Raw genomic sequence first — 20,503 nt, forward strand, 5'->3', positions numbered from 1 at the left:
CTTCGTAATAGCAAATATTATGCTGATAATAAAATTTGATTGTCATTAATTCCCTCAATCGTATATATTATATATGAATATGATAAAAATGAGTTCGCATAATCTTGTTAAAAAATATAAAAGAAGAGCGGTTGTCAATGGTGTAACGATTGAGGTTAATCCGGGCGAGGTTGTCGGCCTGCTCGGACCCAACGGGGCCGGTAAAACTACCACCTTCTACATGATTATCGGATTTATCCGTCCCAATGCCGGTCAGGTTTATCTCGGAGAAAAAAATATCACGGGGCTTCCGATGTACAAGCGAGCCAGTATGGGAATTGGATATCTGGCCCAGGAGGCCTCGGTCTTCAGAAAATTAACCGTCGAAGAAAATATCCGGGCCATTCTCCAGATGCGCCATTTGCCCCGAAATGAACAAAACCGGCGTTTGGAACAACTACTCGATCAGCTTGACATTTCTCATCTGAGAAAAAGAATAGCTTACTCGCTCTCGGGCGGGGAACGACGGCGGGTTGAAATTACCCGGGTCCTGGTCTCGGAACCGCAGTTTATCCTGCTCGATGAGCCTTTCGCAGGAATCGATCCCATTGCCGTGGAGGATATTCAAAAAATAATTTCGCGTTTGACCGAAAGCGGGCTGGGAGTCTTGATTACCGACCATAATGTGCGCGAGACGCTTTCCATCTGTGACCGGGCCTATATAATGTGCGATGGGAAAATACTAAAATCGGGAACCTCGCAATTTCTCGCCGAGGATCCCGAAGCGCGGAAAATATACCTGGGAGAAAAATTCAAGCTGAACTGAGGTAATTTCTGAACAATCTTTATGAAAATATCGCCAATGAGAGCGGTCAGCAATTAGTTTATCTAAATACAACCGGTTTTTAGACCGATATGAGTATTAGATGATTCACTGTTACTTAATTTGCGGCAACTTGTTTTAAAGCAACGGATTATAAATGAAACTCGGATTACAGCTAAAACTGAAACAAACGCTGGCACCTCAGCTGATACAATCTTTGAAGATGCTCCAGATGCCGATTCTTAAACTGGAACAGACTCTCAGACATGAGTTATCGGTTAATCCCATGCTTGATGAGGTCGAGCCTTCCGAACTTAATGATCAAAATGACCGTGAGGCGGAAAATCTGCTCAAATCAGAAGAAGATATCGATCCCAAGTTGGATAAAATCGACTGGGAAAATTACCTGAGTGATGATGATGACGGGTTTAAAGTAAAAAACAGCTTTTCGGTTCCCGAAGAACTCTATGAACGAGTTCCGGTCCTGGAAAAAACCCTGTACGACCATCTCCTGGAACAACTCTCTTATCTTAAGTTGAACGAAGAAGATACGTTGATCGGAGAATATATAATCGGGAATATCTCCCCGAAAGGTTACCTGGTGGTCTCGACCGAGGAAATGGCCGAAGAGCTCTCCGTACCTCCTGAAAAAATATCAACGTTGATAACCAAAATTCAGCATTTCGATCCGCCCGGCGTCGGCGCTCATGATCTTCGCGAGTCGCTTCTGCTTCAACTGGAAGAAAAAGGATGCAAGGATTCTCTGGCCTATCGCGTGGTCGATAAACATGTCAATGAACTTGACCGCAAATCGATTCTCCAGATTTCCCGTTCCATGGGGGTTCCCTTCGAAAAAGTCCAGCAGGCCATGGACCTCATTAAAACCCTTTCGCCATACCCGTCTCATGGTAGTTTTGAATCATCGGCCATGCCCATTGTGCCTGACTTGATCGTGGAAAAGATCGGCGATGACTATGTTGTTTATCATAATGATCGCAATACGCCTCAACTCAGGATTAATCCCGGATACCGTCAATTACTCAAGGCCGGCAATAAGACCTCCAAAGATACCAAAAAATATGTCCGGGAAAAACTGGAACAGGCTCGCTGGCTGCTCAATTCGATCAATCAGAGGCGCTCCACCATGATCCGGGTGATGGAGGCTATTATCGAAGAGCAGTATGAATTCTTTGAAAAGGGTTCGGCCTTTTTAAAACCGCTGATTATGGAAGAAATCGCCCGCAAGGTCGAAATGAATGTCGCCACCATCAGCCGCGTATCCAACGGCAAATATGTTCAAACCCCCCAGGGAGTCTACGAGATAAAATATTTCTTCAATTCCGGCATTGCCAATGAGGATGGCGGTGAGATGTCCAAACGGCACGTCAAAAACAGAATCGAAGAAATAATTCAGGGTGAAGATCTCGAAAAACCATTGTCCGACCAGGAAATCTTTCAGCGACTCCAAACCGAGAAAATTAAACTGGCCCGGAGAACGGTAACCAAATATCGCGAGGAATTGAAGATCTTGCCGGCTCGCTTTCGTAAGCGCAAGATATAGAATGTATTGGCCCCGAACCGAAAATTGACCCTTTTTATTATAACCCGAAGGGCTGAAAGACCGTATATTAAATAGGAGGAAAGCTATTGGATGGGCCTTTTTCTCGCGTCAGCATCTCATGAATCTGTAATATCTGAAACATACATATTGTCCGGTCGGGCGGATGAACAATTGGAAAAATCTCTGCCGGTGAAAACATCATTTAAAGAAAAATCAATCAAGGGGGTGGATCATTTATTGGCGTTTAAATGTATCAGTATAAGCCGGCACCAACAGACGACCCGGTTATAAAGGCAGTTTTTCAGAAAGGAGCGTAACGATGAATATCGAGATAACCGCAAGGCATTTTGACCTGACTCCGGAATTAAGGGAGCATATTGAAAAAGAAGTGACCGGGCTAAAAAGGTATTTCGAACATATTATTGCTTCCGAAGTTATCCTCGACGTGGAAAAATATCGCCAGACCTCGGAAATCAAAGTAAAAGTTTACAAAGACGTTATTACCGGCAAGGCCGATTCCAACGACATGTATGCCTCAATTGAAAAATCCATCGACAAGGTTAAAACCCAGTTGAAAAAATACAAAGGTAAACTCAAAGAAAAACATCCGGGGCAGATTAATGAAGCCGTCGAAAAGGTGACCAGGCCGGAAACCGATGTTGACGCCGTTGATATTTAGAGAGCGCGCGATACAAAACTCGAGCCCCCCGATCCAAATGGGGGGCTTTTTATATATCCTGACTTACTACCTGTAATAGAATATTTCGAAATGCTTGATATGGACGATACTGCACACCCCGGAGGTCGTCCCCCAGGAATAAAATTCAACACTAAAATCCTTACCGGCCGGATCATGGCCCTGCGAATAGAATTGTCTCGTAACCTCGAAATCCCCGCTTCCATTCGCAAACTGGGAGGTTCCAACCACTTCATCATCCAGAATATAGCCAATTGTACAGAAGCCTTCCGTCAGGCTGATATCGATCGACCAGGAAATACCGCCGGCATCGACGGGAATGGGCAGGGGATGTGCCATGGTCAGTTTGGCCGCCCCGTTGATCAGGCACGAATTATAATTATAACTCTCATATTCAACATCAATCAACCAGCCTTTCCAGATTCCATCATCCCCAAACAGCCATTCTCCGGGCGATTCGATACCATCGGAAACAAAAACCCTCTCCCGAATTCGGCCTCGTAGATTAATGGTGGTATCGTTCTCGATGAGGACTTCGAAAGTGTCGGTCAGAATTTCATAATCCTGATTGCCCTCATCCTCAATTTGAAATGACCGATACCCGGCCGGGATAAAATCGATACTGAAATTACCGGAAACATCGGTCAGATCGGACAGGGGTGTCGGAGATCCGTCTTTGTTTAATAGCGTCACCCTTACATTCTCCAGCTCCGTCCCTGTCGCCGTGGCCACCTGACCCGTTACCGTTTTGGCCAGATCGGGACATTCCACATATATATCAAGCTCGGTATCCCCGGTTACGGAAAGGGTATCGACAAAATCATTACATCCGGGTGTACTTATTGTGATAATCCGGTTGCCGATCGGAACGTGCCTGACTGCATAGGAACCTTTATAAGAGGTGGTGTCGATCAAACGGCCCACCATCACCTCGACGTATTGCAGCGGAATACTGGTTTGAGCGTAATAGACATAACCCGATATTGTATTACCCTCAACCAGCGGGATCCAGAATTCCTCGCTCGTGGTGTCCACCCCGTCATCCACCTCCAGAATGACCTTTAAAGACATTCCTCCGCTTAAAACGGAAGAAACGGTCAGAGTACACTGCGGCGACTCATAATTCGAAAACCGGGCCGCGCCGGGATAGGTTGACCATCGGTAGACAATTGAATCTCCGTCGGGATCATGGGCCTCGACCGTCATAATGATATCCGCCCCCGGATGAACCGACTCCGGGTCGAAAATAACGGTATCGATCACCGGAATCGAATTGCCCGGTCCGGAAACCTTATCGGAGCATTGTATTACCAGCAAACCCAGGGCGAGAAACCAAATCGGGATCATTCCCGTCAAACGGCGGCACCAACCCTCCCCCGCATCACCGAAATCACATTCTTTCATACCGGTAAATATATATCGGACCAAAGAAATTGTCAAAGCTAATAGCGCCCGATCATATACCGGACCGATATTATAAATCCCGAAAATATTCGTACCGGGATATTTTCCGGTCCGAGAATATGTCCTTTTTTTAATCAATTTTGAAAGGAAAATTAATATTTAATCGAATATAGTATTAAACAATAATGTTGGATTTCCATCGGTCCTCACTATCAACTTATTAAGCAATTAATTTACAATGGCTTAAAAACCATCAGAACCTCAATATTAGACAACAATACCTATTATATGAAATATGGCCGATTAATTCCCGGCCGCCTTCTGCCGAATACTATACAGTGACTGAACGAAAAATTAAATAGTCAATGGGTTCGACTCCGGGAATATCAGACACCAATTAAAACAGCCTTTTGGGTTAAACGACAAGGGGAAAGTAATGTTGAAAAATCTGAGGCTGGGGGCAAAGATCATCGGGGGATTTGCGGTAGTTCTGATAATTACCGCCGCTATTTCACTGGTTGGGTACAATGGCCTCTCGGGTATTAAAGCCCGTATGCAAAGTGTCGACCAGGTTCGTAATTTGAGTCAGCTGGTGAATAAAGCTCGCCAGGCCGAAAAGAATTATATCATTCGGATGGATACGATCTATGTAAGTGAATTGACCGGCACCATGAACCGTATCTTCAACCTCTGTGAACAGCTAAAACATGACTTCACCGACAGCGATGATCGCACGGCGGTGGAAAATATCAGGCAGGAAGCGACTACCTATGTCGAGGCCTTCGGTCGCTGGCTCCAGTTGACCAATTTACAAGAAGATGATCAGGAACTCATGATGCGGAGTGCTTCTGATTTCGTAGCCCTGTGCGAAGAAATCTCGGTCGATCAGAAGGACGCTATGAGCCTGGAATTGCTTGACCCCTCCACCACTTCCGATGTCCTGATCGACCGCATGTGGAAAGCTACCATGACCGATAAACTGGCCATGTATTCCAATCAGGTGAGAATTATCGAAAAAGACCTGGTTTACACCGGTCACCTCTATCTTCTTCCCCGTATCGATAGCCTTATGGATGAATCGGCGTCGCTCAGCATGGAACTGGCCGGATGGTTTGCCAAAGAAAACAACAAAAACCGCCTGGTTAAAATTGACGCCGCGGCCGATAGGTACCGGTCCAGTATTAAATCCTGGGTCGAACATTATGACCTGAAGGTTCTCGAGGAGCAGGCCATGATGGCGGCCGCCGATGAGTTTGAACAATCATGTCAGGCTCTTAAGGTCTCCCAGGAAAATGTCATGTCTTCCCGGGTGACCATGGCTGTTACCCTGATCTTAGCGGGCGCCCTGATCGGTATTGCTGTCGGGGTGCTTATTGCCATCTCTCTGACCCGATCCATCACCGGACCGATCAACGCCGTAATCGAATCGATTACCAAGGGTTCCCGGCAGGTGGGCTCGGCTTCGCAAGAAGTTGCCGGGGCCAGCCAGTCCCTGGCGGCGGGAGCCTCCCAGCAGGCCTCATCGCTTGAGGAAATAACCTCGTCGCTGGAAATCCAGGCTGAAAAAACCCGCAACAATGCCGAAAATACCAAACTGGCTGAGAACCTGATGAATGATACATCCCTGCTGGTTTCCAACGGCCGTTCATCCATGCATGCCCTGACCGGCACCATGGACGAAATCAAAGACAGCTCCAAACAAACGGCGCAAATTCTCAAGGTCATCGATGAAATCGCCTTCCAAACCAACCTCCTGGCCCTCAATGCGGCTGTAGAGGCGGCCCGCGCCGGCGAGGCCGGCAAAGGTTTTGCCGTGGTGGCCGAAGAAGTCCGAAGGCTGGCCCAGAGATCGGCCGAGGCGGCCCGCAACACCAATACCCTGATTGAAAGCTCGATGAATAATGCCGACAAGGGCGTTTCTGTGGCCGGAGATGCCGTCAAACTGATCGAGAATATTTCGGCCAGTTACGACAAAGTCAGTCACCTGATTCAGGAAATCGCTCTGGCCAGCTCCGATCAGGCCCAGGGAATCGAGCAAATCAACAGCGCTGTCACCCAGATGAATAATGTTACCCAGCAGAATGCTTCTAATGCCGAGGAATCATCCTCGGCCAGTGAAGAACTCGCCGCTCAGGCCAAGTACATGCAACAGAGTGTCAATCAACTGGCCCGTATCGTCCACGGAGCCGGACAGGCTGATACGGATTATCAGGCAGATGGAAATATAATTCGACGAAAATCCCATGACCACCAATTATCCGGATTGGGGTATAGAATCGAAACCCGATTCCAAAGCAAGATCGACGAATCATCGAATATCAACGAAAGCGAAACAATCAATCGCTTTTAACTTCAATTCCGATTCAATCCGGTCCATCATAAGGCGGGCGATTTTTAAAATCCCCTGCCTTTTTTTTGGTCTTTTGCCTTTCAACCAGACATATCAGCCGCTTACTGTCGCTCTGGTAGGGTGACATATCGAACGATGCCATTGCCCGGACGATACCCAGTCCGGCCCGGTTTAAAAGCGGCTCAAGATCATCGATATCATAGGGGCACTGAATATGTTCTTCTACTGATCCATCGCCGAATTCAAATGAGGTCCGGGCCAGGCGATTGACCGCTTCATACCGGCATTTATGAAGAAACCGCTCGCCGTTGAATTCGTGAACGAATTCTCCGTTGTGCTGACTATAAAGTTTATGAGTGTTGGAATCAAAAATAAATCGACCCGTTTCTTTCAGATGATCATGCACTTTTTCAAAAACCGCTTCCAGATCGGCTTCTTCCAGGAGGTAGTTGATGGAATCGAAAGTGCAGGTCACCAAATCGAATTGTCCGGCGACCTTAAAACGGCGCATATCCTGAATTGCGAACGAGATATTATCCATGCCGGATGCTTTTTTACGGGCCTGAGCAATCATCGCGGGAGACAAATCCAGTCCAACCGCCCGGAAACCTCGACGGGCCAGTTCGATAGCCAGATTCCCGGTTCCGCAGGCCAGATCAAGAGAATGCGCTCCGGACAACCCGGCCGGCGGCCACAGCCGATCAATCAGTTCCAAATACTTGATTGCATATCGGCCCCACCCGTTATCATAGAAGTGGCTCAATCTCTTATAGTTTTCAACTTGCACAGATTAATCCTTCCTCATCAATCAAATAACCCCCGGTCTGAAAATAAAGATATTTTTGCTTTCAATTCACTCAAATATGCCCACTTTACTCCTAAAGCCTCCTATTTATCAATAAAATGCTCCCTAACTGCTCCACTCTTACCCATTACTTCTTTCTTTTCTTAAGTTCTCTTTGATGCAGCGCAATCTTACGCCATTTGGCTGTCTCTCTCAGACGAGCCCGCTGGTCTTTTCTTATTGATTGGTAGGCCGACTCCTTCTGAAGCTTGATGAAATTCAAATATCTGTCTTCGTCAAGAGTCCCATTCTTCAAAGCCTCCTGCACGGCACAGCCCGGCTCGTTTTGATGACGGCAATCCCGAAACCGGCATCGGCCGGCCAGACCCTCGATATCGGAGAATGTCTCCCCCAGGCCTCCCGCGTCGGACCAGACCGACAGCCCCCGCATCCCCGGTGTATCGACCATCAGCCCGCCCGATGGCAAAACGATCAATTCCCGCCACGAAGTGGTATGACGGCCTCGATCGTTAAATTGACTGACCTGGTTAACCTTCAAACGCTCCTCGCCCAGCAGGTGGTTGATTATGGTCGATTTCCCGACCCCCGACGATCCCAACAGAGCGACCGTTTGCCCGGGCTCGAGGTATGGCCGGATTGTTTCCAGATTATGTTCCGTTTCTGCGCTGATTACATGCCGCTGAATGCCATAGGCTACCGTATCGATTTCCCTTAATCGATCATCCAGGTCGGTGCACAAATCCGATTTATTTAATATAATAACCGGACTGACGCCGCTTTCCCGGGCCAAAGCTAAATATCGTTCAATTCGCCGGGGATTGAAATCATGATCGAGACCGCTGACCAGAAACACCGTATCGATATTGGCGGCCAGGACCTGAACCTCGGTCCGTCCTCCGCTATCGGGCATGCCCCCTGAACAAACCGCCTTCCGCATGAAGGCATTTTTGCGCGGCAGGACAACCCGAATCATGGCCCGATCCTGGCCCGGTTTCATCTCCGCCGCCACCCAGTCCCCAACCGCAGGAAAATCGGCCCTGGTTTCGGCCTGATGTCTCAATCGCCCGGCAATTTCGGCCGGCATCTCACCTGTTTCAGTATAGATCAGATAAAGGTTTTTGTGTTCCCTGGCCACCCTGGCCGGGATATAACCATCGTTTCGATAATTTTCAAATGCCTGGCTGAAGAAATTATTCCAGCCGAGTAGATTCAAATTCATTTTATTGCCTCATCAGGTATATCTGTTTGTTGTCTTGGCGGCTATGCGGTACAATAAAAAAACCGCGCTCCATCTACCGCGGCTTAAATATTGGTACATAAAACACCGCGGCCAATAATCATGCCCGCGGCGGGAATTATATATATTGTAAGGCGGCCGCCCCCTTTGGGCTAACCGGTACTATCAATGATAATGAAATAAAAGCGTTATCGAGAAGCCTCCGCCGGGCATGCTTGACTAAGATCTAATTGATACACAGCGGTCATAAAAATCCTTCCCTCCGTAATTAAGTTTATCTCGATAGCCGTTACGTGTTTTGTTGTTATAAAGTTGCGCCAAAATCCAAAAAAGTCAAGACCAAAAATCACTCAGACATTTTTCAAGGCCTCTGTTATTGCCTCCCGGATGCCCTCCCGCGGCGCTTCATAGCCCCAGCTGATTTCCTTCCCGTTGATAAAAATCGCCCTGGGAGTCTGATACTTACGCAGGATTTCGGGATCATCGGCGCTGTATTCGTTAAAAATGACTTTATCGGCGAATTCCGCCGCCACCTCCCGCACCCTCTCGGCTTCCTGGCAAACTGTCATGCAAAATGTATGATGGAATAAATCAACCACCACTTTGCCCGGAACACTTTTAAATTTGTATTTTCTTTTGAGGAAGCGGGGCGGTTTGACCTTTTCGTCAAAGACCCGCCATATGAGGGCGGTGTTCTTCTCGCTCGCCGCGACTTCAAAACCGAATTTTTCGAAAAATCCGGCCGGCATAAACCAGAAATCATGATAATAGGCGGTGACCACCATCCCTTTGAAACCCTGCAATCGGGCTTCCGCCTCGGCCGCCTTTAAGAGGGACTGCCCGGCTTTCTTATGTTGCCCCTTCTCCATGACATATAAACACGGAATAACCATCAGATCACGACCGATAGGTCCCCACGGGCAAATGTCAATCGGCATCAAATACAGAAATCCCACCCGGTCATCACCTAACCGGGCCACCTTGACCCGCATCCCGCGGGAATACATTTTTTTTATCCAGACCAATCGTTTCGCGGCGGCGGTATCCATTTCCTCGGATTCATTGATATGAGAACAGGCCGACACAAAATACTCATCCGATGAATCCATATCCCGGACCTGAATAAATGCCATAACCTAACCTCCCCTCATTGTATCCGATTTGATATTACTCGCAGAATTACACAAAAAGGCTCTCTCGGACAGCCTTCGCTCAGTTCGGAATCCATATTTTTTGTGCCGCTATCAGTTCAATTCCTCCGGAAAAATAGAGGACGCTCTCCGAGAGGGTAACAAATGCCAATCCTTTGTAGCTGGTCAGATAGCGATATTTCCTGAGCATGAAACCGCCCCGGGCCATCACTACCACCGGGCGATCCGCCCTCTGGATTATTTTCATAAAGTCATCGGGGGAAACACTGACCAGCACTCCCGAGGCTTTGGTTGCTTTGGCTATGGCCGCGGCGGCCGCCGCGGCACCTCCATTATAAGACATAATTTTCAACTCCCCACAGGATTAATTCGGTTTTTTCAAAACCAATGAATGAAAATATGTTTTCGGATTTCCCAGCGGAATCAAATTAAAATAATAAATTTCAAATGCTCTGGCGACAATTTCTTTTAAATTCATATCAGTATAAAATGAAAAAAAACGATGCGGCTCATATACATCATCATCAAGGATACCTTCAAAATCAACCCCCCCGTACGCTCCCATATAGAATAATCCATCATCTGTCATTAGCCTTCCAATATTCTGCAGTACCTGGGACAAATCTCTTTTGGGTATATGTAATAAGCTATTCAGCGCCCAGACTGCATCGAAAGATGAATCTTTTAAACAGGGATCCATAATATCCATTAAGACTGTTTCGATTCCTCTTTTTCGGCAGCATGAAGCCATCCGGTATGAAAAATCAGCCGCTACAGTATTGATAAACTCTTCTTTTACGAAAAAAGCCGAATCCCGTCCCGGTCCGGATCCGAGATCAAGAATCCTCCGAACACCTGATTTTTTTTGAAGATCAAGAAACATCTTCCGCTCGGCCGCTTTCCATGATGATATCCTGTCATTATCCCGGACTGCCGCGTTAAGATCATAGGCCCGTATCAGGTCATGTCTATTCTGTTCATCAAGCATTTCTGACTAATAAAAAAAGTGACAATTAACCCAGGCCTTATTCGACTTTTTTGAAATACTGGACCGGTCCCCGCCAACGATCGTTTTCAAGTATGACCTCTTCAAACCTGCCGCCAGTATATTGCCCGATAACATGTCTCCAGAATTCCCGGGCTTCATAATTATGCGGGGTCTCCGCTATTTCCCAGCGGCCCGGGAATTTATCGAAAATCCGAAAGGCCATGGTGGAACCGACCCCGCGCCGGCGGTATTTCCGCATGACGAAAAACTCCGCCATTACATGAGTCTTCTCCGGGGAGTCGAAATAAGAATGACAACGGACCAGGACAAATCCGGCCGGTCGGCCATCGACATATACCAAATATGGATACCTTCCGGTCTCTTCCCAATAAATATCGAGATAGGTATAATGGAACAATCCCTGATCATCAACATCGCCCCCCTCGATTTCGCTGAAATCATAAAAATACAACTGCAGTAGCCGCTCCAGAATGGGTTTCTTATCTCGTCCGGCTTCTTTTATTTTTATAATCATGGCTATTAAATATACCCCTCCTGATAAATAAACGCAAAGGGCTTCGATCAAGTCACCCGTTTTATCTCAATAGTCTTAAACTCCGGGTAATATCATATCGATAGCCGGGTGGATCGGATTTTATCATTGACAGAACGGCCCCCAGGCCCCATTATCATCCTCAGGTTTCAAGGGGTATATAACAAAGGGAACCGTTAAAATGCGATGGTTCATGCGGGCAATCATGCCGCTCGGATTGGCTGTGACGGTCGCTCTAATAAACTGCGGCCATAAAAAAAATGATCTCAGGGAATTTACGGCCGATCTCATCGATCATAAAGACGACCGCGATATTACCGGCAAATTCTATATCAAAGGCGCCTCCTACCGGATGGATCGAGAAATCGACTGCGAACAAACCATCATGATTGTCAGCCAGGAAACCGGCCTGACCAGGGTCATTTACCCCGAAAGCCGGGATTACTATGTTATCCCCAGCATCAACCGTATGAACATGAAAAACGATCTCTTTCAGTATGCCCGGCTCATCGCCTCAAAAGGCGAAAGCCGCTCCGAAGGGGTCAGCCCCGTATCCGGCTATGAATGTGAAATATCAATTCTCTCAATGGAAGGCGAAGAGCTTGTCGCCCGGTGGATGCCGACCGATCTCGGATTTCCGCTCCGGATTGATATGCTGGTAACCGAGGACCGTTATGTCGAACTCCGAAATATCAAAGTCACTGCCGTCGATGACAGCCTGTTTCTTGTCCCCCACGATTACTCCCCGATGAGTTACCCGGACCAGCCCCGGATCGGGATTCCGGATTGGGCCGACTCGATACCCTCGGCGCCAATCATAACCCCGCCATTCAGGACCAAAGCCTTAAACGGCGAGATCATCCGCGTCAAGACCGAACCCGGTAAATCCTTCATGTTTCGTGCTACGGATATTACCGGCGACAGCTCTTTCGCCCGGGATATTCCCTTCCGGGCCGGGAAACCTCTCAAAAATGTTTCCAGTTATGATAACTTTGCCCGGAAAGGCATCTTATATTCCAGACACCCGGAATCGATTACCGAGGCCGATGAAATCGTGATTCATGTCGAAAAAGGCGGCTTTACCCTTGAAGCCGAGGTAAACAAAGCCGAAGAAAAAGATATTTCTGAGGGTGAGGATTTCAGGGTGAGCTTGTATCCGGAAAACGAAATCGAGGTCCGTTTTACCAATATCCGGGACAGCAAAGCGGAGTGCAAATTCATGTTTATGTATAAAGGCCGCGATATCTCAGTCGGGGCCGATGAACACCGGACTATCACTATGACTTCAATAAATGAAAACAATTCCAAAACACTCCGACATGATAAGGCCGATGAATTGCTGTTTCGAGTAATCCGGGGAACCATGCATATCAAAGTAACTCAGTATGAAAAAACAAATGGTAGACTAACCCGCGATGCCCACAGGAAATAAAAAAACCGGGCTACCGGCTACGGTGATTGCCGAATACCGGACCCCATATCCCGATCCCCTGGTGATTAAAGCCGGTGAAAAAGTCCAAGTGGAACCGCGTCCGTCGGAATGGCCGGGCTGGATCTGGTGCGTAATTGCAGACGGTCGGAGCGGCTGGGTACCGAAAAAATATATCGATGAAAAACATGGCCTCCATCTGGCCGCTGTTGACTATTCGGCGGCCGAACTGAATGTCGCCGTCGGAGATAATCTGACCATTATCAAACAGGAGAGCGGCTGGGCCTGGTGTGAGAATTCAAGGGGTGATCAGGGCTGGGTTCCTCTTGACAATCTCGACTTCCCATCGAATTGACAATCGCACCATGCGGTCCATTCAAAGCGGACGGCATTATCGGACCGGAAAACACCCGGTCAATAAAACCCGAATCGGATTCCCATATCACATTATGGTACAAGGCAATACGGGCGTTTTTACATTATTTTTCGGAATCTCAAATAAACATTGACAAGTTTTTGCCGTAATGTATATTATGGCTGTATGAAAACTTATCTCTGGTATTATTTTTTGAGGCATTCCCATCGGTAAATCCAACGAAAAATTAAATATCTTGAGGTAATGGCGCAATAGTGCGCGTGAATGAATTTATCTTGTATTTCCACGTTATATTGAAAAATCGTCAGGGACAAGATAAACAAATCTGGAGTGTAGAATGAACATCTACGTCGGGAATCTGTCATACAATATGACAGAGGATGATCTTCGCCAGACTTTCGAGAATTATGGCGAGGTCACAAGTGCCACCATCATCAAGGACAAGATCAGCGGCGACTCGCGCGGGTTCGGTTTTGTCGAAATGTCATCCGAGGACGAGGCCATGGCGGCTATCGACGCCCTCAATGGCCAGGAGATGAACGGACGCAAACTTAATGTCAACAAGGCTCGTCCGCGCAACGATCGGGGCGGCGGCGGTGGTCGTGAACGTCGCGGTGGCGGCGATCGACGTTTCTAAGGGAACTGACTTCTATCGCAAAGCATCGTTTTCAACCAGAAAATGATAAAGGACAGGTTTCAAAACCTGTCCTTTTTTCTTCTATACATTTATTATTTATCCCCTATCTGGCCGGGAAGACCAGGCTCACCAGCGGATTGACCGCCAGCGAAATCAGCATCCCGACTGTTCCGGCCTGCGGCGAGGGTGTCCCGGTAAGGTACAACATCAGGCACACCGTCAACCCCACCAGAGCTGAACTGATAGCGCCGACTTTGCCGGCCCGGCGGGTTAGAAGACCCCAGACAAACGGACCCAGAAAAACAGACCCGATCGCGCCCCATGAAATACCCAGTATGGCCACAATCGTGGTCGGTTTAAAATAAGCGATAATGACCGACAGGATCACAAAAAACCCGCTCGAAACCCGCATCAGCAGGGTTAGTTTTTTGTCCTCGGCATTTTTATTAACGAACCCGGCATAAAAATCCTTGGCCACCGCCGAGCTGGATATCAGCACCAGAGCCGCCAGAGTGGACATCGAAGCCGATAGAATCAAAAGCAGAATCAGTACCAAAAGTCCCTCCGGGATAATTTTCACCATCAACTCCGGCATCAGGGCATCGAATATCGGCCCGCCCTTATCGAATGCCGCCGAAGCGTTTTCCGGGGTCAGAAAGAAACGTGTCGTCGCCCCGGTAAAATACCCGATTCCGCCAATCAGAACGGCAAAGAAAGTCGAGGCGATCATGCCGATTTTGATCGAGCGGTTATCCCGGATGGCATAGAATTTCTGAATCAGTTGCGGCATGGCAAACGGCGCCGCACTGGTCAGGAACACCAGACAGAACAATGGCCACCAGCCCGGGGGACCGACTATCGCCGTCAGATCCGGATTGATCGCCTTCAATCCCGCGGTAATATTGTTCAACCCGCCGGCCTTATCAATTGCGCAGTACAGAAGAATCACCACCCCGGCCGTCATAATCACCCCGAACACCATATCGATCATGGTCATCGATTTGTACCCCCCGAGCACCAGGTATATCCCGGTAAAACCACCCATCAATACCAGGGCCAGGGTATAGTCGATCCCGAAGGTGGACCGGAACAGGTACGACAGCCCCATAAAGACGGCCGCGGAATACGGTACGAAAAAGATAAATATCGATATCGCCGCCATCAGTTTCAAAAACTTGCTCCGGTATCGAATTTCGAAATACTCCGACATGGTGTGAACATTGTATTCGGCGGCCATTTTCTTGATCCGGGGACCCATCAGCCACCAGACTCCCAAGACTCCCAGAAGGGCATTACCGGCCGCAATCCACAAACCGGAATAACCGAATCCCCAGCCGATCTTACCGGCGAATCCGATAAACAGAACGGCCGAAAAATAGGCCGTGCCATAGGTGAAGGCAGTCATCCAGGGTCCGATCTTGCCGCCCCCCAGGAAAAAATCCGAAAACGATTTCGCCCGGCGCATCCCCAGAAACCCGATAATAATAATTATCAGGGCGTATGCGGCGATCACCGCGATTTTTAGAAATTGAGCCAAGCCACCTCCCCATGTGCAAGTTTTATCGATGGATGATAATAATTAAATCCTAGCATGGCGGCAACAGGATTATCTCTGTCAAAGTAATTAAATGCCGCTTTCCATTCCGGTTTAGCCATGCCGGGATTAATATATTTCAATGGCACAGATAATGATTAGGCCATAATAAAACCGGGGATTTACTCCCCGGTTTCATTCATTTATCAGTAATTTTAGAGTTTATCGGCCAGCCGCTCGACTTCATCGACCCGTTCGGAAAAAAGCTTTAATGTCGCTTTGAACGGTTCCGGCGTGGTCATATCCACCCCGCACTTTTTAAGCAGTTCAATCGGATAATCAGACCCGCCCGAGGACAATAAACCCAGATATTTTTCAATAATACCTTCCTCACCTGACAGGAATTTCTTCAGGATGGCCTGCGAGGCGGCGTACGATGTGGCGTATTGATACACATAATACTGATTATAGAAATGCGGTATCCGCGCCCATTTATACCGTGACCATTCGTCCATGGTGATGACCGGGCCGTAGCATTTCCGGGTCAAATCCTCCCACATCCGGTTCATCAGGTCCGGCGAAAGCGCCTCTCCCTTTTCGACCTGTTCATGGATCATCAATTCGAACCGGGCATACATTACCTGGTGGAAAAACGTTCCCAGGGTTCCGTCGATATTCCGGTTGAGCAAAAACAATTTCTGCCTGGTATCGGTCATTTTGGCCAGAAGGTACTGCAGGAGTAATCCTTCATTGAGCGTCGAGGCTACCTCGGCGACAAAAATCGAATACTGGGCTTTGGGAAACGGCTGTTTTTCATTGGACATATAGCTGTGCAGGCAATGACCCATCTCATGGGCCAGCGTGAACATATTGCTGACGGTGTCGTTGTAATTCATCAGGACAAAGGGATGCGCCGAGTAATTCCCCCAGCTATAGGCGCCACTGCCCTTACCCTCCGTTTCAAAGACATCCACCCAGCGGCTCGCGAAGGCCTTTTTCAATACCTCGCCGTATTTTTCACCCAGCGGTTTAACCGCCTCGATCACTTGCTTCACCGCTTCATCGTAGCCGACCTCGAAATTTTGATCGGGAAAGAGCGGGCAGTAAACATCGTACGTATAAATTTTTTCCAGATCCAGAATCTTTTTTCTGACTGCCATCCATTTATGCATTCCGGCCAGGTCCGCCTCGGTCGTATCCAGAAGCGAATGATAAACCGACACCGGAATATTGAACGCATCCAGCCCCCCATGCAGACAACTTTCATACCGGCGGGCCCGGGCGTAAAAGACATCTTTGTTGATTGTCGAGGCCAGGGTCGCCCCGATGGTATTAATATGTTCTTTGTAGGCCGAGACCATCGCCTCGGTGGCGTCACGACGGACCCGCTGATCGGGAGATTCCATAAATTTGGCATAGCGTTGCTTGGTAATAACCACCTCGTCGCCCTTCTCATCGCGGATGGAAGGATACTTGATATCGGCATCATCAAGCATAGTGAAAATACTGTCCGGACCGCGGGCGATCATCTGGGCCTGCGCCAATAGTTCCTCGACTTCGCCCGAACGGATATGCTCGCGGTGACGGATCAATTCCCGGATATATAAATCATAAACATCGGTCCGGGGAAATTTTGCGGCCATTTCCAGCAGATGTTCATCGTCTATGGCCGATAATTCGGGCTCCACAAACGAATAGGCGGCCCCGGCCTGTGATGATAACATGGCCGCCCGCTCGGTCATAGCCTGATAACGGGAAACCCGGTTATCGAGATCCTGGTTCAGTTTGGCATACTGATAAAGATTGTGGCAGATCAGACCCAGCTGACTGCGTAATTCGAGACACTCATATAAAACCTCGGGCGAACCGGCCAGTTGCCCGGTATAACTTTTCGCCTTTTCGATCAACCCCTGCGCTTTTTTGCTGTCGGCTTCCCAGGCGGTATCGTCAGCGTAAAGATCTGTCAGATTCCATTTGAATTTTTCGGCAATATCCGAACGCTGCGGAATAGCCCCGGTCTTTTTCAGATCAGTCGTCATTTTATCCTTCCTGATTCAGGTTCAATACTTCCGATGAATATGCAAAACAATTGCGGGAAATTCAAGACTTCGAACGATGATAAGCACAGAATAAGACAAATTAATAAATAACCGGATTCTTGATAGAATTGCCGCCCCAGAAAACAAACAACCTTAGTCCCTTTTCGAAAACCAGGGCCTCGGGAATAGTCATTTCCTCAAAACCGGTACATCCCCGGCACCCGGTCCCATGAGGTTCACGATCCGAAAAACGGATCATAACCGTCCACTCCCAGTCCGGTTTCAAGGAGATAGTCAGTTCCTTCTCGGATAAAATTTCTTCTTTATCCCCCACGAATTTGATATTAATGTCCAGATTTCCTTCAAGGGCCGTAACCAGCGGCCGTGTAAACAACCCGAACTGCTCGGCGGTAATAGCCGTAGAATCAATCGGACTGCTCGATAATACCGAATCCTTGGAAAATTGCCCGCCGGCCAGAAAATACTGCGATTGCCCGTCGAATACAGAAATCCGAATCATCTTCAAAATGGCCGGAGCCCATTTCTCGGGGATACCGATCTGAAATCGGAGTCTGGCCTGGTCAACACTGTCTGCGACCGTATCGGTTCGTCGCTCCACAACCGGCCCGGATTTATCATTATCTCCTTTACAGGCAATAACAGCCGCCAGCAGACAGATAATTATTATTCGATCTTTTAATATCAACATAGTCTTTCCGGGCATTATTAATTTTATATTTTCCCCACCCTGTATAATGTATAATTTTTACCCCATATGGAGCAAACAATTATTTTAAAAACCATAATTTCTTTTATGGCGGCCGGTATCTGGATAACCTCGGCGACTCTTCTGGCCGAACGCCTGGGAAGCAAGATCGGCGGACTGCTGACCAATCTGCCGTCCAATATTCTCGTATCGTTCGTCTTCATTTCATTGACCCGCGATCGTTATTTCGCCGCCGAGGCCACGCGGGCGGTTCCGATCGGGATGACTGTCGATACCATCTTTCTCTTTATATTCATAGTCTCCCTTCGCTTCGGAGTAGCCGCGGCAACCGCTCTCTCGCTTGCCGTCTGGGCCGGTCTGGCCTTTCTGGCGGGGCACCTGATGTTGACCGGCTGGATAGATAATATTGCCATTTATGTCATCATTGCCATTGCACTTTTCCTGATATGTGAGAACGTCCTGAAAATTCCCTCGGCGGCTCGAACAACTCGAAAATACACTGCCTTTCAACTGTTAATCCGGGCCGTTTTTGCCGGCGGCGTGGTTGGCGGGACGGTTCTCATATCGGCCTTTGCAAGTGCCTATTGGGTCGGGCTTTTTTCCACTTTTCCGGCCGTTCTCCTATCGACCATGATTATTCTGAGTATCAATCAGTCGCCGGCCTTTGCCAGGGCCACCGGAAAAATCCTTCTCTTCTCCTCATCGAATATCATCATCTTCGGTCTCGGGGTCTTTTTGACCTACCCTGCCATCGGCCTTATCGGCGGAACTGCGCTTTCATTTTTTATGGCATTTTTATGGGTCTGGATTTTTCAGCCGTTTCTCAAACGGCTCATCTGAGTACATTTCGGAAACGAAATTACGTAGTGAAATCAATTGAACGGACAATTTCTATCCGGGTTCATTATTCCACCCGGCAAATCATCCCCTTAAGATATTCCCCTTCCGGAAAAGACAACAGCCGGGGGTGGTCCTCGGCATGATGCATGGTCTGCAGAATCTGCACCTGCCGATGAGCATCAACCGAGGCCCAGAAGACCGCCATTTTCAGAGAATCGAGTGTAACCGCTCCGGAGCATGAAAAAGTGACCAGTATTCCGCCCGGCCGGAGAATCTGCATCGCCGTCAGGTTAATATCCTTATAACCGGCCAGGGCTTTTTGTAGATGGCTTTTCGATGAGGCGAATTTCGGCGGATCAAGAACGACCAAATCAAACTGCGAACCAGCCTCTCTCAAATCTCTCAAGGTCCGAAAAGCATCTCCAATTCGGTATTCCACCTGTTCGGTATCGAGACCGTTGAGGATCAGATTTGTTTTGGCCAGGGCCAGCGATTCCTGCGACGAATCTACCAGCATAACCGAATCGGCCCCACCCCGAAGAGCATAAACGGCAAAACCGCCGCAATAACTGAAACAATCCAGCATCCGGCCCCCTAGGACATATCGTGACGCAATCATGCGGTTATCCCGTTGATCAAGATAAAACCCGGTCTTTTGACCGTTTTTGATATCAATCCGGAATTTAAGCCCGTTTTCATTGATGTCCAGCAAATCCGGTGGTTCTTCACCGACCAACCGCCCCTTGGCGGCCTTCAATCTTTCCATCGATCGAATCGATGCATCACTCCGCTCATATATACCGGTCGGTTTTAAAAGACGATTGAGGCTTCCTGCAATAATATCTTTAACCGCTTCAATTCCGCGCGTCAAAGACTGCATGACAATGAAATCGGCATATTTATCAACAATCAGTCCCGGCAAAAAATCGGCCTCACCAAAAACCAGACGATAAGCATTGGTGTCTTCATCGTTTTTAAAACGGCTTCTGGATTCAATAGCGGTCGCCAAACGGTGTTCCCACCATGCCTTATCAATTGATATATTATCATTCCATTCCAGAAGACGGATCTGTATCTGGGAAAAAGGATTATAATATCCGAGGGCGACAAAATCCTCATCGCAACCTATCACCCGCACGATTTCTCCCGGCTCGGGCGACCCGGAAATTTTATCAATGGCGCCCGAAAATAGCCACGGATGAAACTGGCGGGCGGGCTTCTCCCGCCCCTTTTTTAAAATAATTTCATTCATGGTCGAATATTTCCCCGGTATTGCCCATAGGCCAATGATATATTTATAAATTCCCAAAGGCAATCATTCATCCGCCTCTTGACATTGAAAATGCCGTTCATTTTAATTCCTCGCTTGTTTG

Annotated in this window: 19 protein-coding genes; 8 read left to right on the forward strand and 11 right to left on the reverse strand. The window is 48.1% G+C overall.

The features are described 5' to 3' along the window. Positions 1-79 precede the first annotated feature (79 nt). The 3 genes from lptB (at position 80) to raiA (ending at position 3,042) form a co-directional block, all read left to right on the forward strand. Complete coding sequence (gene lptB / locus JXQ28_12160; GenBank protein MBN2278486.1) at positions 80-805, forward strand: LPS export ABC transporter ATP-binding protein; 726 nt, start codon at positions 80-82, stop codon at positions 803-805. A gap of 154 nt (positions 806-959) precedes the next feature. Continuing rightward, positions 960-2,363 carry an RNA polymerase factor sigma-54 gene (gene rpoN / locus JXQ28_12165; protein MBN2278487.1) on the forward strand — a complete coding sequence of 468 codons (1,404 nt, stop codon included), beginning with the start codon at positions 960-962 and terminating at the stop codon, positions 2,361-2,363. 319 nt (positions 2,364-2,682) lie between these two features. Further along, positions 2,683-3,042, forward strand: coding sequence for a ribosome-associated translation inhibitor RaiA (raiA, locus tag JXQ28_12170; GenBank protein MBN2278488.1), 360 nt, complete (start codon positions 2,683-2,685; stop codon positions 3,040-3,042). A 66-nt stretch (positions 3,043-3,108) separates the two neighbouring features. On the opposite strand, the gene JXQ28_12175 is transcribed toward raiA, so the two are convergent. Next, positions 3,109-4,464 (reverse strand): carboxypeptidase regulatory-like domain-containing protein, encoded by a 1,356-nt coding sequence (locus JXQ28_12175; protein ID MBN2278489.1) that lies wholly within the window; start codon positions 4,462-4,464, stop codon positions 3,109-3,111. Between the two features lie 436 nt (positions 4,465-4,900). Between JXQ28_12175 and JXQ28_12180 the strand changes: the two genes are divergently transcribed. After that, positions 4,901-6,814, forward strand: a complete 1,914-nt coding sequence (locus JXQ28_12180; GenBank protein ID MBN2278490.1) for a methyl-accepting chemotaxis protein — start codon at positions 4,901-4,903, stop codon at positions 6,812-6,814. A 13-nt stretch (positions 6,815-6,827) separates the two neighbouring features. Here JXQ28_12180 and JXQ28_12185 read toward each other — a convergent pair whose 3' ends face one another. The 6 genes from JXQ28_12185 to JXQ28_12210 all read right to left on the reverse strand — a co-directional run bounded on the left by JXQ28_12185 (position 6,828) and on the right by JXQ28_12210 (position 11,530). Then, entirely contained in the window at positions 6,828-7,601 is a 774-nt protein-coding gene (locus tag JXQ28_12185) for a class I SAM-dependent methyltransferase (GenBank protein MBN2278491.1), read from the reverse strand. A 145-nt stretch (positions 7,602-7,746) separates the two neighbouring features. Further along, positions 7,747-8,838, reverse strand: a complete 1,092-nt coding sequence (rsgA, locus tag JXQ28_12190; GenBank protein ID MBN2278492.1) for a ribosome small subunit-dependent GTPase A — start codon at positions 8,836-8,838, stop codon at positions 7,747-7,749. A gap of 368 nt (positions 8,839-9,206) precedes the next feature. Beyond that, on the reverse strand, positions 9,207-9,989 hold the full coding sequence (locus JXQ28_12195; GenBank protein ID MBN2278493.1) for a GNAT family N-acetyltransferase: 783 nt from the start codon (positions 9,987-9,989) through the stop codon (positions 9,207-9,209). A 79-nt stretch (positions 9,990-10,068) separates the two neighbouring features. After that, positions 10,069-10,350 carry a hypothetical protein gene (locus tag JXQ28_12200; protein MBN2278494.1) on the reverse strand — a complete coding sequence of 94 codons (282 nt, stop codon included), beginning with the start codon at positions 10,348-10,350 and terminating at the stop codon, positions 10,069-10,071. Positions 10,351-10,371: 21 nt separating this feature from the next. Further along, on the reverse strand, positions 10,372-10,995 hold the full coding sequence (locus JXQ28_12205; protein ID MBN2278495.1) for a methyltransferase domain-containing protein: 624 nt from the start codon (positions 10,993-10,995) through the stop codon (positions 10,372-10,374). A gap of 37 nt (positions 10,996-11,032) precedes the next feature. Then, positions 11,033-11,530, reverse strand: coding sequence for a GNAT family N-acetyltransferase (locus JXQ28_12210; protein MBN2278496.1), 498 nt, complete (start codon positions 11,528-11,530; stop codon positions 11,033-11,035). Positions 11,531-11,729: 199 nt separating this feature from the next. On the opposite strand from JXQ28_12210, the gene JXQ28_12215 reads away from it, so the two are divergent. The 3 genes from JXQ28_12215 (at position 11,730) to JXQ28_12225 (ending at position 13,990) form a co-directional block, all read left to right on the forward strand. Beyond that, positions 11,730-12,980 (forward strand): hypothetical protein, encoded by a 1,251-nt coding sequence (locus JXQ28_12215; GenBank protein MBN2278497.1) that lies wholly within the window; start codon positions 11,730-11,732, stop codon positions 12,978-12,980. Then, on the forward strand, positions 12,964-13,332 hold the full coding sequence (locus JXQ28_12220) for a hypothetical protein (GenBank protein ID MBN2278498.1): 369 nt from the start codon (positions 12,964-12,966) through the stop codon (positions 13,330-13,332). Before JXQ28_12215 ends, JXQ28_12220 begins: the two co-directional genes overlap by 17 nt. A 358-nt stretch (positions 13,333-13,690) precedes the next feature. Then, positions 13,691-13,990, forward strand: coding sequence for an RNA-binding protein (locus tag JXQ28_12225; protein ID MBN2278499.1), 300 nt, complete (start codon positions 13,691-13,693; stop codon positions 13,988-13,990). A 103-nt stretch (positions 13,991-14,093) separates the two neighbouring features. On the opposite strand, the gene JXQ28_12230 is transcribed toward JXQ28_12225, so the two are convergent. The 3 genes from JXQ28_12230 to JXQ28_12240 all read right to left on the reverse strand — a co-directional run bounded on the left by JXQ28_12230 (position 14,094) and on the right by JXQ28_12240 (position 18,272). Then, on the reverse strand, positions 14,094-15,455 hold the full coding sequence (locus JXQ28_12230; GenBank protein ID MBN2278500.1) for a sodium:solute symporter: 1,362 nt from the start codon (positions 15,453-15,455) through the stop codon (positions 14,094-14,096). A gap of 284 nt (positions 15,456-15,739) precedes the next feature. Continuing rightward, entirely contained in the window at positions 15,740-17,563 is a 1,824-nt protein-coding gene (gene pepF, locus JXQ28_12235) for an oligoendopeptidase F (GenBank protein MBN2278501.1), read from the reverse strand. Between the two features lie 100 nt (positions 17,564-17,663). Continuing rightward, positions 17,664-18,272, reverse strand: coding sequence for a hypothetical protein (locus tag JXQ28_12240; GenBank protein ID MBN2278502.1), 609 nt, complete (start codon positions 18,270-18,272; stop codon positions 17,664-17,666). Positions 18,273-18,338: 66 nt separating this feature from the next. Between JXQ28_12240 and JXQ28_12245 the strand changes: the two genes are divergently transcribed. Then, complete coding sequence (locus JXQ28_12245) at positions 18,339-19,130, forward strand: hypothetical protein (GenBank protein MBN2278503.1); 792 nt, start codon at positions 18,339-18,341, stop codon at positions 19,128-19,130. A 64-nt stretch (positions 19,131-19,194) separates the two neighbouring features. On the opposite strand, the gene JXQ28_12250 is transcribed toward JXQ28_12245, so the two are convergent. Then, positions 19,195-20,382 carry a class I SAM-dependent rRNA methyltransferase gene (locus JXQ28_12250; GenBank protein MBN2278504.1) on the reverse strand — a complete coding sequence of 396 codons (1,188 nt, stop codon included), beginning with the start codon at positions 20,380-20,382 and terminating at the stop codon, positions 19,195-19,197. Positions 20,383-20,503 lie beyond the last annotated feature (121 nt).

The sequence above is a fragment of the Candidatus Zixiibacteriota bacterium genome (genome assembly GCA_016933955.1).
Lineage (GTDB): Bacteria > Zixibacteria > MSB-5A5 > GN15 > PGXB01 > JAFGTT01.

Excerpts from the sequence above, each read along its gene's own strand:
- lptB (MBN2278486.1), top strand. The coding sequence starts at position 80 with ATGATAAAAATGAGTTCGCATAATCTTGTTAAAAAATATAAAAGAAGA.
- rpoN (MBN2278487.1), top strand. The coding sequence starts at position 960 with ATGAAACTCGGATTACAGCTAAAACTGAAACAAACGCTGGCACCTCAG.
- raiA (MBN2278488.1), top strand. The coding sequence starts at position 2,683 with ATGAATATCGAGATAACCGCAAGGCATTTTGACCTGACTCCGGAATTA.
- JXQ28_12175 (MBN2278489.1), bottom strand. The coding sequence starts at position 4,464 with ATGAAAGAATGTGATTTCGGTGATGCGGGGGAGGGTTGGTGCCGCCGT.
- JXQ28_12180 (MBN2278490.1), top strand. The coding sequence starts at position 4,901 with ATGTTGAAAAATCTGAGGCTGGGGGCAAAGATCATCGGGGGATTTGCG.
- rsgA (MBN2278492.1), bottom strand. The coding sequence starts at position 8,838 with ATGAATTTGAATCTACTCGGCTGGAATAATTTCTTCAGCCAGGCATTT.
- JXQ28_12195 (MBN2278493.1), bottom strand. The coding sequence starts at position 9,989 with ATGGCATTTATTCAGGTCCGGGATATGGATTCATCGGATGAGTATTTT.
- JXQ28_12200 (MBN2278494.1), bottom strand. The coding sequence starts at position 10,350 with ATGTCTTATAATGGAGGTGCCGCGGCGGCCGCCGCGGCCATAGCCAAA.
- JXQ28_12205 (MBN2278495.1), bottom strand. The coding sequence starts at position 10,995 with ATGCTTGATGAACAGAATAGACATGACCTGATACGGGCCTATGATCTT.
- JXQ28_12210 (MBN2278496.1), bottom strand. The coding sequence starts at position 11,530 with ATGATTATAAAAATAAAAGAAGCCGGACGAGATAAGAAACCCATTCTG.
- JXQ28_12215 (MBN2278497.1), top strand. The coding sequence starts at position 11,730 with ATGCGATGGTTCATGCGGGCAATCATGCCGCTCGGATTGGCTGTGACG.
- JXQ28_12220 (MBN2278498.1), top strand. The coding sequence starts at position 12,964 with ATGCCCACAGGAAATAAAAAAACCGGGCTACCGGCTACGGTGATTGCC.
- JXQ28_12225 (MBN2278499.1), top strand. The coding sequence starts at position 13,691 with ATGAACATCTACGTCGGGAATCTGTCATACAATATGACAGAGGATGAT.
- JXQ28_12230 (MBN2278500.1), bottom strand. The coding sequence starts at position 15,455 with ATGCGCCGGGCGAAATCGTTTTCGGATTTTTTCCTGGGGGGCGGCAAG.
- pepF (MBN2278501.1), bottom strand. The coding sequence starts at position 17,563 with ATGACGACTGATCTGAAAAAGACCGGGGCTATTCCGCAGCGTTCGGAT.
- JXQ28_12240 (MBN2278502.1), bottom strand. The coding sequence starts at position 18,272 with ATGTTGATATTAAAAGATCGAATAATAATTATCTGTCTGCTGGCGGCT.
- JXQ28_12245 (MBN2278503.1), top strand. The coding sequence starts at position 18,339 with ATGGAGCAAACAATTATTTTAAAAACCATAATTTCTTTTATGGCGGCC.
- JXQ28_12250 (MBN2278504.1), bottom strand. The coding sequence starts at position 20,382 with ATGAATGAAATTATTTTAAAAAAGGGGCGGGAGAAGCCCGCCCGCCAG.